This window comes from Clostridium sp. DSM 17811, assembly GCF_018861905.1.
GTDB lineage: Bacteria > Bacillota > Clostridia > Clostridiales > Clostridiaceae > Clostridium_AD > Clostridium_AD frigoriphilum.
Window position 1 is genome coordinate 34,949 of the sequence record NZ_JAHLDU010000008.1, and the last position, 13,718, is coordinate 48,666.

At 32.0% G+C, this 13,718-nt stretch carries 12 protein-coding genes and 1 pseudogene; 4 read left to right on the forward strand and 9 right to left on the reverse strand.

The window, feature by feature from the left end:
• The first annotated feature begins 183 nt into the window (after positions 1-183).
• The 4 genes from KPL44_RS11665 to KPL44_RS11680 all read left to right on the forward strand — a co-directional run bounded on the left by KPL44_RS11665 (position 184) and on the right by KPL44_RS11680 (position 5,204).
• Positions 184-939 (forward strand): ZIP family metal transporter, encoded by a 756-nt coding sequence (locus KPL44_RS11665; protein ID WP_216250245.1) that lies wholly within the window; start codon positions 184-186, stop codon positions 937-939.
• 154 nt (positions 940-1,093) lie between these two features.
• On the forward strand, positions 1,094-2,224 hold the full coding sequence (locus KPL44_RS11670; protein ID WP_216250247.1) for a C40 family peptidase: 1,131 nt from the start codon (positions 1,094-1,096) through the stop codon (positions 2,222-2,224).
• A 235-nt stretch (positions 2,225-2,459) separates the two neighbouring features.
• On the forward strand, positions 2,460-2,726 hold the full coding sequence (locus KPL44_RS11675) for a metal-sensing transcriptional repressor (protein ID WP_071611311.1): 267 nt from the start codon (positions 2,460-2,462) through the stop codon (positions 2,724-2,726).
• Between the two features lie 27 nt (positions 2,727-2,753).
• Positions 2,754-5,204, forward strand: coding sequence for a heavy metal translocating P-type ATPase (locus tag KPL44_RS11680; protein WP_216250249.1), 2,451 nt, complete (start codon positions 2,754-2,756; stop codon positions 5,202-5,204).
• A gap of 83 nt (positions 5,205-5,287) precedes the next feature.
• Here KPL44_RS11680 and KPL44_RS11685 read toward each other — a convergent pair.
• The 9 genes and pseudogenes from KPL44_RS11685 to KPL44_RS11725 form a co-directional block, all read right to left on the reverse strand.
• Positions 5,288-6,661, reverse strand: a pseudogene (locus KPL44_RS11685) (urease accessory protein UreH domain-containing protein); the annotation flags it as partial.
• 206 nt (positions 6,662-6,867) lie between these two features.
• Complete coding sequence (locus tag KPL44_RS11690; RefSeq protein ID WP_216250255.1) at positions 6,868-8,277, reverse strand: sensor histidine kinase; 1,410 nt, start codon at positions 8,275-8,277, stop codon at positions 6,868-6,870.
• Positions 8,278-8,321: 44 nt separating this feature from the next.
• Positions 8,322-9,017 carry a response regulator transcription factor gene (locus KPL44_RS11695; protein WP_216250257.1) on the reverse strand — a complete coding sequence of 232 codons (696 nt, stop codon included), beginning with the start codon at positions 9,015-9,017 and terminating at the stop codon, positions 8,322-8,324.
• 113 nt (positions 9,018-9,130) lie between these two features.
• Positions 9,131-9,379, reverse strand: coding sequence for an SHOCT domain-containing protein (locus KPL44_RS11700; protein ID WP_216250260.1), 249 nt, complete (start codon positions 9,377-9,379; stop codon positions 9,131-9,133).
• Between the two features lie 90 nt (positions 9,380-9,469).
• Complete coding sequence (ubiE, locus tag KPL44_RS11705; RefSeq protein ID WP_216250628.1) at positions 9,470-10,195, reverse strand: bifunctional demethylmenaquinone methyltransferase/2-methoxy-6-polyprenyl-1,4-benzoquinol methylase UbiE; 726 nt, start codon at positions 10,193-10,195, stop codon at positions 9,470-9,472.
• A gap of 10 nt (positions 10,196-10,205) precedes the next feature.
• The gene (locus tag KPL44_RS11710) at positions 10,206-10,826 is read right to left on the reverse strand and encodes a CPBP family intramembrane glutamic endopeptidase (RefSeq protein WP_407935005.1); all 621 of its coding nucleotides are present in this window, start codon (positions 10,824-10,826) and stop codon (positions 10,206-10,208) included.
• A gap of 17 nt (positions 10,827-10,843) precedes the next feature.
• Positions 10,844-11,743, reverse strand: coding sequence for a 1,4-dihydroxy-2-naphthoate octaprenyltransferase (gene menA / locus KPL44_RS11715; protein ID WP_216250262.1), 900 nt, complete (start codon positions 11,741-11,743; stop codon positions 10,844-10,846).
• Between the two features lie 28 nt (positions 11,744-11,771).
• Positions 11,772-13,127 carry a 4Fe-4S binding protein gene (locus KPL44_RS11720; RefSeq protein ID WP_216250266.1) on the reverse strand — a complete coding sequence of 452 codons (1,356 nt, stop codon included), beginning with the start codon at positions 13,125-13,127 and terminating at the stop codon, positions 11,772-11,774.
• A 19-nt stretch (positions 13,128-13,146) separates the two neighbouring features.
• A complete protein-coding gene (locus KPL44_RS11725; protein WP_216250269.1) occupies positions 13,147-13,686 on the reverse strand; it encodes a FixH family protein in 540 nt (179 codons plus the stop codon).
• Positions 13,687-13,718: the final 32 nt, after the last annotated feature.

Here is a 13,718-nt window from a genome sequence, read left to right on the forward strand (position 1 = left end):
TAATATTAAAACTATTATAGAAATTTTACAATGGAAGTAATGCTTTACATTAAATTAATTATTTTAATGAATATTAAAAGTACGTAGTGTATTCTGAAAATATTTTTGCCCTATATTCTAACTTATCTGTTATATAGCATAGACTTAAATATGGTATTATTTTTAAAACTGGAGGACTTTTTGATGCTTATTAATTTTAATTTGCTTGTCAACATAAGTAATATAGGTTTTTTTACTGCATGGATTGGAACAATGATTGGAATATTACTTTGTTTTATTACTACAGATAATGGGAGAAGATTTAAAGGTACTGTCTTGGGATTTCTTGGAGGTCTTATGCTTGCTATAATTTGTTTCGATTTAATTCCAGAAGCATTTGAAAATGGTAATGTATATATTGCAACACTGGGTATATTTATCGGACTTATTACTGCACTATTGATTGATAGTGGTGTTAGTTATCTTAATTTTGGAAATTCAGATGGTGGAAAACAGAGATATTTAAAAGTAGCTCTTTTTATGGCGATAGGTTCAGGAATACATAATATACCTGCTGGAATTGCATTAGGTTCACTCTTAAATATTTCCTATACTAGGGGATTACAGTTAGCGATTGCTCTACTACTTCATGGAATACCCGAAGGACTAACTTTAGGAATGTATCTTAAGGAAGGGGGCGCTAAAGTATATACAATAATACTTTTTTCAATTTTTACATCTATACCAATGGGTATAGGTGCTTTAATGGGAGGAATTTTAAATAGTGTATCGCCTATAATTATTTGCATTAGCTTATCATTTGCTGCTGGTTTAATATTATATACCGTGTGCAAAGAGATAATACCTGAATCCATTGGACTTTGGCGGGGCAGGTTATCTGCAAGTGGTACAGTGCTTGGAATAATAGTAGGTAAGATCTTTGTTTCAATAATGCATTAAGTACTTCTTGGTTGACATGACTTTTATTATTATAAGAATATAAAGATACAATACAAAAAAATATAAATATCGACAATCTTCATAATAAACACATAAGTTTTTGATATATTTATTTTGTATTTTATAAAGTATAAACAAATGAGGAGATGTAATAATGAAGACAGTCCTGAGAAGCCTTGCAGTTGTAATAATTTTTGTTTTAATTTCAAATGTAACAGTACTAGCAGCCCCAGTAAATGAGAAGTTACAACAGCAGAAAGATTCACTAACTATAATTAAGACCGAGAAAGAACAAGTTGAAATGAAAATAGAAGAGTTTGATAATGAAATTGAAAAGATTATGATTAAGATGGAAGACAATAAAAGAAAAATATCTGAAACTGAAAAGTCAATTGAAGTTGCCGCAGTGGATGTTAAAAAGGTTGCAAAGGAATCGCAGAAAGAACAGGGATTGTTTAATAGTAGAATGAGAGTTATGTACATAAATGGATCCGATGGATATTTGAGTATTATACTGGATTCAGAGAGTGTTGGAGATTTTATATCAAGAGTAGATAACATAAAAACCGTTGTAGAGTTTGATAAAAAATTAATGGTTAAGTTTGAAGCATCACAAAAAAAATTAAATGAAAAACAACAAAGTTTGAATAAGACAAAGGAAGCATTACAGAGTTTACAAGTAGAAAACAAGCAGAAGATTGATAAGATAATGGTTACCAAAGAGTCACAAAACAAATTAGTAACGCAATTAAAGAACAAGGAAATTGTTGCTAAAGAATTACAGAATAAATTGATTACTGAAAATAAAAGTAATAAGAACATTTCAGCGCAGATAATTGAACCTCAAGTGTCAGTAAATAAAAGTTTAACGAAAATAAGCGAATTAAAAAAATCAGTGCCTGCATATACGCCTTCAAGGGGCGGAGCAACAGTATCGCAAGGAGCTATAATAGCCTACGCTTCTAATTTTCTTGGAACGCCATATTTATGGGGTGGAACAACACCTTCTGGATTTGATTGCTCAGGATTCACACAATATGTATATGCACATTTTGGGATATCTGTAGGAAGAACTACATTTGATCAGATAAATGATGGTGTAGAGGTATCAAGGGATAATCTTCAACCAGGAGATTTGGTGTTCTTTGGAAGTTTTGCTGATCCTCATCATATGGGTATGTACATTGGAGATAATAATTATATACATGCTCCTCATACAGGAGATGTAATTAAAATTTCAGCTTTGGGAAGAAATGATTATGTAACTGCTAGAAGGGTAAAATAAATTCTAAAGGTACAATTTCTTCACGAAACCTACATAAAGAAGTGGTAACATGTAATTAAAGAAAAATATTATTGTGATGCCCCTCAGGATAGAGGTGGCATTGTTTTTTGCTATTAAAAATAGCTATAATCTTATGTGTTAGATTTTTTAAAGAAGTTGACATATCTTTTTTTTAGTATTAATATGTAGTTATACCCCCCCCACCTAGGGGGTAGGGTATGAAAGAGGATAAATAATGAATAATGAGCAAAAAGAAGCTATGAAGATTTTAAAAATATCAAAAGGACAAATTGAAGCAACTATCAAAATGATAGAAGATGAGAGGTATTGTGTAGATGTGTCAAATCAAATTATTGCTGCACAATCACTCCTAAAGAAGGCTAATTTATTGATTTTAAAGCAGCACATGAATCACTGTGTTATGGAAGCCTTTGAGCATGACAAAGGTAGTGAGAAGATAGATGAAATTATAGGTCTTTTATCAAAAATAATTGGTAAATAGAATATATGGAATAAGGAGGAGAATTATATGGTAACTAAGTCATTGAAAGTAGAAGGAATGACCTGCGGGGCATGTGCAAAAGCAATTGAAAGAGTAACTAAAAAATTGCCAGGAATTTCTGAGTCAAGTGTAAATATTGCAACAGAAAAATTAAAGATAGTTTATGATGATTCTTTGATTAAATTATCTGATATACAAAATGTTGTTGATAAGGCGGGATATAAATTATTAGTCCAGACGACTAATAAAACATTAAAACTTGAGGGAATGAGTTGTGCATCTTGTGCAAAAAATATAGAAAGAATAACTAGAAAACTCAATGGAGTTATAGAATCAAATGTAAATTATGCTACTGAAAAACTAACGATTTCTTTTGAGCCATCTTTAGTTAAAACTTCGGATATAAAGAAGGCTATAGCAAAAGGCGGATATAAGGCTCTTGAGGAAGAAAACAATGTAGATCTTGATAAAGAGAAAAAAGAAAAGGATATAAAGGCATTATGGAATAGATTTTTAATATCTGCTATATTTGGAGTGCCGTTATTACTAGTTGCAATGGTACCAATGATTTTTATGAAAATGAATATGATGCTACCGAGTGTCATTGATCCTATGATGCATCTTAAAGCGTATGCTGCTCTACAATTAATACTTGTTATTCCCATAATGATAACAGGTAGAAGATATTTCATAGTGGGATTTAAGTCTTTAGCACGGTTAAGTCCTAATATGGATTCGCTAATATCCATGGGAGCATCAGCTGCATTTTTATATAGTATATTTGCAGTTTATGAAATATTCATTGGTAATACTGGTTATGAGATGTATTTTGAATCGGCAGGTATAATATTAACTCTTATAACTTTAGGAAAGTATTTAGAATCAGTAACAAAAGGAAAAACATCCGAGGCAATTAAAAAGCTAATGGGACTTCAACCAAAAACTGCAATTATAATTAGAATGGATAAAGAAGTTGAAATTCCAATTGATGAAGTAGAGGTTGGAGATATAGTTGTTGTAAAACCTGGAGAGAAAATGCCTGTGGATGGTGAAGTTGTTTATGGAACTACATCTGTAGATGAGTCAATGCTTACGGGGGAGAGTATGCCGGTCGAGAAAAGCATTGGACACAAAATAATTGGAGCAAGCATAAATAAAAATGGTTCTATTAAGTTTAAGGCAACTAAGGTTGGTAAAGATACGGCTCTTGCACAAATTATTACATTAGTTGAAAATGCTCAAGGATCAAAAGCACCAATAGCTAAAATGGCAGATATTATATCTGGCTATTTTGTTCCAGTGGTTATAGGACTTGCGTTAATATCGTCTTTATCTTGGCTAATAGCTGGTCAAACGGGAGTATTTTCACTAACAATATTTATTTCAGTGCTTGTAATTGCTTGTCCTTGTGCACTTGGACTTGCAACACCAACGGCTATAATGGTTGGAACAGGAAAAGGCGCAGAATATGGGGTGCTTATAAAAAGTGGTACGGCCCTTGAAACAGCACATAAAATTCAAACTATTGTATTCGATAAAACTGGAACTTTAACTGAGGGGAAACCAAAAGTAACAGATATAGTTACTGTAGCTGATGTTGATGAGGACTATTTGTTAGTAATAGCGGCTACTGCAGAAAAAGGTTCAGAACATCCACTTGGTGAAGCAATAGTAAAAGAAGCAGAGGAAAGAAAACTAGATTTCAAAAGGACAGAAAAATTTAATGCTGTGCCAGGTAGGGGAATAGATGTAACTATAGATGGTAAAAAAATATTACTTGGAAACAAAAAACTTATGGGTGAGAGCAATGTTTCTTTATTAGATTTAGAGAAAATATCGGATAAACTTGCAGGAGAAGGAAAGACACCTATGTTTATAGCTATTGAAGGTAAATTAAGTGGCATAATTGCAGTAGCAGACACAGTTAAAGAAAACAGTAAAAAGGCTATAGAAAGGCTTCATAGTATGGGAATACAGGTTGCGATGATAACTGGTGATAATAAAAGAACAGCAGAAGCAATCGCAAGGCAAGTTGGGATAGATACAATACTTGCTGAAGTATTACCAGAAGATAAGGCAAATGAAGTTAAAAAACTACAAGCAGAAGGAAAAAAGGTTGCTATGGTCGGTGATGGAATAAATGATGCACCAGCACTTGCACAAGCGGATATCGGTATTGCTATAGGATCTGGAACCGACGTTGCTATGGAGTCCGCAGATATAGTACTTATGAGAAGTGATTTAATGGATGTACCTACAGCTATTCAGCTAAGTAAGAAAACTATAACAAATATCAAGCAAAATCTATTTTGGGCTTTTGGATATAATATTCTAGGAATACCAGTTGCAATGGGGGTGCTACATTTATTTGGGGGTCCGCTTTTAAATCCAATTATCGCGGCGCTTGCAATGAGTTTTAGCTCAGTTTCAGTATTAACAAATGCATTACGCTTAAAAGGGTTTAAGCCACTAAGATAAATATAAGTTATAAAAGGTTCAAGTATTGCACAAAATGTAATACTTGAACCTTTTTATTAAATGCATTAAATAGTTAGTTATTTACAGCAAGGCATACCGCTAGATGGGGTTGGAATAGAAGAATCAGGTTTTGAGGTGTCAACAGTATTTATATTATCAACAACTTTAATTACCCCACGAATCATACCCATTCCACAACTGAAGCTTATATCATTATCTTTTGGTGTGAATTCAAGTATATTATCGCCAGCTTGTAAATTCTTTTGAATGTTTAAGGAAGGTATAACAATTTGTCCATTGCAGGAATTTAATGATTTGCCATCAATTATCCATTTTACAGGCATATTCTTTTGTACGTATAGGCCATTTGGAGTATATCCATTATCATCTGCTGTCATTATTATTATTTGAACACCATTTTCAATTACAGGTTTATTGGACCGAGGCGACAGTGATGATGCTATTTTATTATCAGATAAACTAGCGATCAAGGTAGTTGTGGTCGGTACGTTTATACCAGCGAGTGTTAGTCCGCGAGTCCCCATTACAATACCCAAAACCACAACTAAAATACCACTGAATTTTAAAAGAGTTTTTGTATATCCTTTAGTAATCAAACCTGATAACGCTCCAAAGGTCAACATTAAAGGCACTGTGCCGAGAGAAAATAGTAGCATAGACATGGCACCATTAAATGTACTTCCAGTGCCTAGGGCATATAGTTGCATTGTTTGAAGTGGCCCACAGGGCATAAGTCCATTTAAAGCGCCGATTAAAAAGGGGGTTTTTGGTTTTTTCTTAATTGAACAAGCGGACCACGGCAATTTGAAGTTAAGTCTTCTAAATAAGCTAAAGCCACTCATATTAAGGCCCATTATTATCATAAACATACCTGCAAATATTTGAAGCCCAGCTTTTGCGGTTATGGATAGTGAAAGTACTGAACCTAGAGCACCAACTATCCCACCGATTATTGTATAGGATAGAACTCTTCCTGCATTGTATAGAAGGGCGGGTTTTACAGAATCAAATTTACTTTTGCTATCTTTAGTTATGCTTTGCGATAACATTATTCCACCACACATACCAACGCAATGTATTGAGGTAAGAACCCCAACAATGAATAGAACAAAATATGTAGCACCGTTTAGTTTAGATGTCATATCAAGTCCACTTGATGAATTGCCAATTAATACAATTGCCACTACGATTATAAATATGCCTGCTATTTTAGAGAGGCTTCCATCTTTTGTACTATAACCAGCTACATTTATAGCAGTTCTAATTTTTTCGAGATTGCAGAGATTAGTATCATATTCTACAGTTAGAGATTGACTACTGAAACTCGCCATAGCATTTTTAACACCAGTGAGTTTTGTAACTGCTCTTTCCACTCTTGATTGACAGGATGTACATGTCATGCCGAAGACTTTTATTTTTTCTTTTTTAACACCCACATTAATACCTCCTAAAACTTTTTAATATAATTTCAATCCTTAGAATATAAATCTATAATTAAAATTATACGAGATAGTTATGTAGATTTTATAAAGGAATTAGTGTTTTTAAAACAAAGATATCTGGGTGGTGAATTTATTTACATATGCATTAATGATTAACAGTATTAAGGTATATATCATATGAAGAATTAGATCCTGATAGGTTATTTATCTAGATTTAATGATGATTTAGGAAAGGTAAGAGTGAAAGTACTTCCCTCACCTAAAGTGCTGGTAACATCAATGCTACCTATATGAGCCTCAACGATAGTTTTTACAATAGTTAGACCTATGCCGGCACCACCAGTGTTTTTATCACGAGATTCATCACTTCTGTAAAATCTTTCAAAGATGAAAGGTAGATCTTTATTAGAAATACCAATTCCATTGTCATGTACTTCTATGATGATGTTATCATTATCAGATTTTAGAGTTAATAAAACCTCCCCATTTATTTTGGAATATTTAAGTGAATTTGAAAGTAGATTATACATTACTTGCTTTAGTTTATCTTTATCCATTAATACTTTAACATTTGGAATCAAATTTGAATAAATTTTTATACCGGTAGTTTCATATAGTGGTTCAAAACATGTAATTATTTTTTTTAGTTCTAAGGATAAGTTGAATTCTGATTTATTTAAATTTAGATTGGTCTGTTCTAATTTTGATATGTTGTTAAGGCCCTCAACTAATTTTATTAATCTTTGTATTTCTTCATAAAAGCCTGTGAGCATTTCTTCAGTGGGCTCCCAAACTTTGTCTAGCAATGCCTCTATATGTGATTTTAGATTGGTAAGGGGTGTCCTAAGTTCATGAGCCATATCAGAAGTTAAACGTTTCCGAAGATACTCTTGTTTTTGTAGAGTTTCTGCTAAATAGTTTATAGAAATTGTCAAATCATTTATCTCTTTGGTTTTAGATGCACCATGATATCTTGCTTCTAAATTTCCATTTCGCATTCTATTAGCTGTATCAGTTATTTCTGTTAAAGGTGATGATATTTGTTTTGAAAGAAAGATACTAATTATTAATGCAATGATCAAAGCTATGAAGATAGAAAGAAAAAAAGAATGATTTAAGGTTGTCTTGAAAGTTAGTGCACCTGCATTTAAAAAAGAGGTCCCATAATAACCAAAGACTATAGTTCCTAATTTTTTATTGTTTTTAACTAATGGGTAACTTTCTTCAGTATATTGACCTGGTTTAATTGAAGAAAAATTATTCATCATTGAGCCCATCATTGAACCCATCATTGTTTTGGTTTGTAAATTTGAACTTCCCGATGTAAAAACAACAAGTCCGGTTGAGCTTTTCACTTCAATATACAAATCTTCTGCATTTGAATATTTCAATATCTCATTTCTGTTAGTAGTTGAAAAGTCTGTTTTCTCATCGTATAGGCCATCTATTACAGTTGCAATTTTAGCTACTTTTGCTTTGTGTTCAGTAATTAGATAATTGCTGAATTTTTTACTAATCATATAATTTGAGATGAAACCTGCAATCAGTATAGATACAAATGCAGTGAGGAGAAAACCTAAGGACAATTTTTTTGTTAAGGATATTTTCATATAGAGCCACCTCATATATTTACTAATTTTTAGTTCTTCAGTAATTAACCCTGGAACTTATATCCCATTCCATATATTGAAATAATATATTTTGGATTTTTTGAATCGTCCTCTATTTTATATCTAATATTTTTAATGTGGGTATCAACAGTTCGATCAAATCCATCATAGTCTAGGCCAAAAGATTTATGTACTAATTGTTCTCTTGAAAATACTTGCCCAGGGTTAGTAAGAAGAGCTATCAAAATTTTAAACTCGTTAGAGGTTAATATAATAGTTTTGCCTTGTTTTTTAATTATTTTTTTATCAATATTTATTTCTAAATCACCATTGTTAATAATAAGCAGCTCTGCTAGTGGATTATTATCTCTATATGTTCTCCGTATAATGGCTTTAACCCTACTAACTAGTTCTCGATTGCTAAATGGTTTAGTTATGTAATCATCTGCTCCAATAGCAAGCCCGTCTATTTTATTATCTTCTTCAGCCTTTGCTGTAAGCATAATAATTGGTACTGAGGAGGTAGCTCTAATTTTGTTGCATACGTCTTCACCAGACATTTTAGGAAGCATTAAATCTAATATAATTAAATGTATCGGTTCATTTTTAAATATGTTTAATGCATCTTCTCCATCCATAGAAGTTAAAACTTCAAAGCCTTCTTTGATTAGGTAAGCTTTGATTACATTTAGAACCTTTTGTTCATCATCAACTACTAAAATCTTAATTTTCCCATCCATTGTTTCCCTCCAATATTCTTAATTAATATTTAGTTTATATTATTTAGATATGTAATTCGACACACTATTAAAAGAACTAGGATAGTACTCCTAGCTCTTTTAGGAGAATACTCCTAGTTCTTCCTAGAAAGAATTGTTTTCTTTTTAGTGTATTCTTCTTCATTGATTTCCCCTTTAGCATATCTTTCATTTAATATATCTAAAGCCAAATTACTTGATGATAAAGATGAAGGCGAATTAACTTTCATTAATTTGAAAACTAGAAAAACAAATGCTAAAAATATCAAAAAACCAAAGCCCATCATTAAAAACATTCCCCCTCCAGTTCCATATCCAGATCCTAAAAATCTATTACAGTACATATAATTACCTCCTTAAATAAGTTTAAATTTATTTACTTAATATAGCTAAATTATAAACTATAATTGTGGAGAAAATATGAAGAGCATAAATTAATAAATTGGTTTATTCAATGGCTTAATACCATAGTGTATTGAGGCTATACCGAAGGTTAGTGATTTGAATCCAGAACTTTCAAAACCAATTTGTTCAAATTCACATTGTAGTTGATCTTTTGTCATGAAGTCATTAACTGAATTTCTTAAATAGTAATAAGCTGCTTTATCATGGGTACCTAAGTATCCAACAAATGGTAATACAAAATTGAAATATAAATTATATATGGTTTTTAAAACTGGAATCTTGGGTTTAGATAATTCTAAGCAAACTACTTTTCCACCAGGTTTTAAAACTCTATACATTTCTGAAATAGCCTTTATTTTATCAGGTACATTTCGTAGACCAAATGCTATTGTAATAGTTTGAAAGATGTTATCAGCAAAAGGTAGATCCATGACATCCCCCTGTATTAAGTCGAATTTATAATTGATTAGTGATTTGTTAAGCTTTTTATAACCTACATCAAGCATCGCTTTATTAAAGTCTAGACCTATAACTATAGTATTTACGCCTACTGCTTTGCATTCAAGTTCTATCATTTTGCAAGTACCGCAGCATAAATCTAATACTTTATCATTTTCTTTAATGGCGCATAGGTTTATAGCTTTTTTTCTCCAAAGTTTATCTATGTTTAAGGTCAAAAGCGTATTTAATTTATCATATTTGGGGGCAATTGATGAAAATATATCATGTATATTTATGGCCACTCGTTTCAAGATTTATACCTCCTTACATTAAGGGGAATATTACGAAAATTGTTAAGTCCCAAATTGCATGGGATATAATTACTGGAAGTAAGCTTTTTTCTTTTTTATAAAGCCATCCCCAGAATACCCCACATACTAATGCTGCGATTACAAGCATCACATTGCCTGTAATTATGTGAACACCAGCATACAATAAAACCGAGATTACATATCCTTTGGTATCACCCATTTTTTGTGATAGAGTATTTTGTATAAATCCTCTCCAATATATTTCTTCTCCTGGACCAATTATGAATAAAAGCAGTAATCCTATCCAAATTAAGTTTCCATTAGACCTATTACTGTAAACGGATAATACCTGGGAATCTTTAAAAGGAAATATGAAACCTGATACAATATTTCCTAAATAGAATATTGTATAAAGTGCTATAGCTGAGAAAATTCCAATTAGAATATGCCTTATGGTCAATTTACCAAGCTTAAAAATATCTTTGTTAAAAATGAATGCCATTAAAACTAATGCTGAAATTGACAGACTCATTTCTAACCAAAAATTCATTGGTTTTATTACAAAAAGTAAATACCAAAGAATCATTGCTACAATTAATGTAAAGATAGTATATTTAGAATTTGTTTTGCTCAAGTCTTTTCCTCCTTTTATTATAATAGGAAACTTAATAGTATAGAAAATATTAGTAAAATTCCAAACTGAGCTTGAAGTTTTCCTGTAGACTTATCAAGGGTTATTAATCCAGAAATCGAAATATCGGAATTATATAATGTTTTTGAATTTGAAAATGCTATAGGTAGTGTAATTAAACAAGGCAAACTAAGTAGTGGAAGGACTCCGAAGAAAATCATAATTATAAGGGATAAGTATGATAAAATAAGCATCCCATAATAAATTTTCTTTGCATTATTTTTGCCAACCAATATTGATAAAGTTTTTATGCCTGCTTTTTTGTCGTGAATTATATCGCGAATGTCATTCGCGTGTAATATAGCTGTAGTTAAAAGGCCTACTGGAATTGAAATCAGAATGACATCAGCACTAATGTCTTGCATTTGGACATAATAAGAACCAATTACCATTAAAGGACCAAATAAAATAAATACTAGTGGAGCTCCAAGCCCCTTATATTTTAGCATCAGAGGTTTTCCTGTATAGGAATAGCCGCCCAGGGCACCTATAAGTCCCAATATTAATACAAATACACCCTTTTCATAGGATAAAAATAATCCTATAAGACTTCCAAGTATTAAGCAAAGCATTCCAGAGCGAAGAATCTGTTTGGAAGATAATAAATTCTCCAGAATAACACCGCTTGAACCATAAGAATCTTTTGTATCAACTTTATTTTCATAATCATCATGATCGCTTAGTAAATTAACAGCAGTGTGTAATAACAAAATAGCAACAACAGAGAGTATAAAGTAACCAAATTGAAAATTATTTTGTTTAATTGCGAGTATTGCGCCTATTGTAACTGGAATTACAGAACCAGTGAAGGAAAAAGGTCTTATAGCTCTTAACCATGTTTTGATATTGCCACTAATCATAGATACTCTCCTTTTACCATTTTAGTTGTTACATACGCATTGCCATTGGAATAGAAAATAATACAATGTTAGCTACTGCAAGTAATACCATTAGAATTGTATAAACTATGGATGTTCCTAAAAGTGTTCTCTTATTTTGACTACTTTTCGCAATTCTGTAAGCAGTGTATATTGAACCTATTGTTCCAATTACAATAATAATATATTGAAGAACTTGTATAGTTGGGCTAGAAAGTAGTGCAGTTGAAGCTCCATGAGATGACATTCCGAATAGCTCCATTGCAGTATAAATCACAGATTTGCCCTCTGCTAATAAGTGAAATAGGTTATGAGCTATATGTCCTGCTAAGTCTAACGGTATAACAGCATATCCAAATCTTGCGAAATTTTCCATGACGGAAGCTTTGTTAAATTTTTTAGCAATAAGACCTGTTAAAAGGAGTAATACAACAGGAATTAACATAGCTATAAAAAAAGTTACAGTAAATGTTATATAATAGTTAGTTGTTCCTAGTATATTCTCAAGAGAATGTAATAATTGACCCCATATGTTTAGCATGGTTATGTTTTGAACAAAAACTATACCCATAATTACAATGGCTAAAAATGCAACTTCTATTTTGGGCTTCTTAATATTCCATAATTCTTTAGTAGGTGTGCGAGGGCTTATTCTAATAGAGTCGTTTGGACAATTTTTCACGCAGTTACCACATAGGTTACATTCTGCACTACTATCCATGGTTTTGGGAAACTCAAACATAGGACAGCCTGGAACTTCACTTGTTCCTTTGTAACAGTTTGATGTTTTGCAGTTTTTACATACTTCTGGAGTCCCTCGTAGTTCAACCATACCAGCTCTTGAATAATTACCAGATAATCCACCAAGAAAACATAAGTATCTGCACCAAGTCCTTCTCTCAAAGAGTGCACCAGAAAATATTACTGCGGTAGTTATCATTAAAAGCAGTATTGCTGAGCCACGAGGGTTCTCAACTACACCCCAAACATGATCGCTCCAGGTAATCATAAGAAAAGTTATATCAATAATCCAAATACCATATTTTCTTAGAAATTTTGGTACAGGTTTGTTATTGCCTACAAATTTCTGAACTACATCATTTAGAAGCCCAAAAGGGCATACAATGCACCAAAATCTACCGAAAAGTAGTAGAAGGATAGGCAGTAGCGGCCACCATAATACCCAGGTTCCAGCAGTACCAAAGTTATCGTGAGCGTCGCTTGGACCAACTATTAATTCATAGACTATAAAGGCAAAAACTAGTGCAACTGGCCACTGAAATATACCGGGATACCATTTGCTTTTGATAAATTTTTTTAAAGTTTTATTTTTTAAAAAATTTGTTTGTTTTTTTATATCTGACATTAGTATCAGGCCTCCATTTCTATAATTTAATAGATTTTTTCTTATTTATAGCAGCTATAACTAAAATTAGCACAACTACTCCTGCAAATACACCAAGTATAAGAAAGTTAGGGCCTGCACTTTGCACATTAATACCAAGGTCAATGTTCTTTGCTTGTCCATTTGCATCAAAAGTAGATTTAATAATCCATTGACCCTTACTTTTGAAGTCTACCATTCCTGTATATTCGCCTTTTTTAGAACCTTCTTTTAAATCTATAATCATGGGTGTATTTTCCGCTGTCATGCCACTCATACCCTTCATATCAGTAGAGTTGTCCATAGCTACAGTGATTTTTAAATTAGCGTTGGTTAAAGGCTTCTCGTTTTTATCAAGTAAGGAGAATGCAAATTCATTCTTTCCTGGTTTCAATTTTTCATTTTTAAAGGTTAAGGAAGCTTTTACACCATCAACCACTTTATTTGTTTGGGTACCAGTTGTAGATGCAAATGCCAAGGGTGAAACTGATAAGACTAATATTAATGTAAATACAAAGTTTTTTAATGTTTTTAATTTCATGTTTATTGAGCCCCTTTCGTTTCGAAAAAATT

Bases quoted from the DNA above. Each gene is read 5' to 3' on its own strand.
- KPL44_RS11695 (WP_216250257.1), bottom strand. From the start codon at position 9,017: ATGGATGGGAAAATTAAGATTTTAGTAGTTGATGATGAACAAAAGGTT.
- KPL44_RS11725 (WP_216250269.1), bottom strand. From the start codon at position 13,686: ATGAAATTAAAAACATTAAAAAACTTTGTATTTACATTAATATTAGTC.
- menA (WP_216250262.1), bottom strand. From the start codon at position 11,743: ATGATTAGTGGCAATATCAAAACATGGTTAAGAGCTATAAGACCTTTT.
- KPL44_RS11665 (WP_216250245.1), top strand. From the start codon at position 184: ATGCTTATTAATTTTAATTTGCTTGTCAACATAAGTAATATAGGTTTT.
- KPL44_RS11670 (WP_216250247.1), top strand. From the start codon at position 1,094: ATGAAGACAGTCCTGAGAAGCCTTGCAGTTGTAATAATTTTTGTTTTA.
- KPL44_RS11700 (WP_216250260.1), bottom strand. From the start codon at position 9,379: ATGTACTGTAATAGATTTTTAGGATCTGGATATGGAACTGGAGGGGGA.
- KPL44_RS11720 (WP_216250266.1), bottom strand. From the start codon at position 13,127: ATGTCAGATATAAAAAAACAAACAAATTTTTTAAAAAATAAAACTTTA.
- KPL44_RS11675 (WP_071611311.1), top strand. From the start codon at position 2,460: ATGAATAATGAGCAAAAAGAAGCTATGAAGATTTTAAAAATATCAAAA.
- KPL44_RS11690 (WP_216250255.1), bottom strand. From the start codon at position 8,277: ATGAAAATATCCTTAACAAAAAAATTGTCCTTAGGTTTTCTCCTCACT.
- KPL44_RS11680 (WP_216250249.1), top strand. From the start codon at position 2,754: ATGGTAACTAAGTCATTGAAAGTAGAAGGAATGACCTGCGGGGCATGT.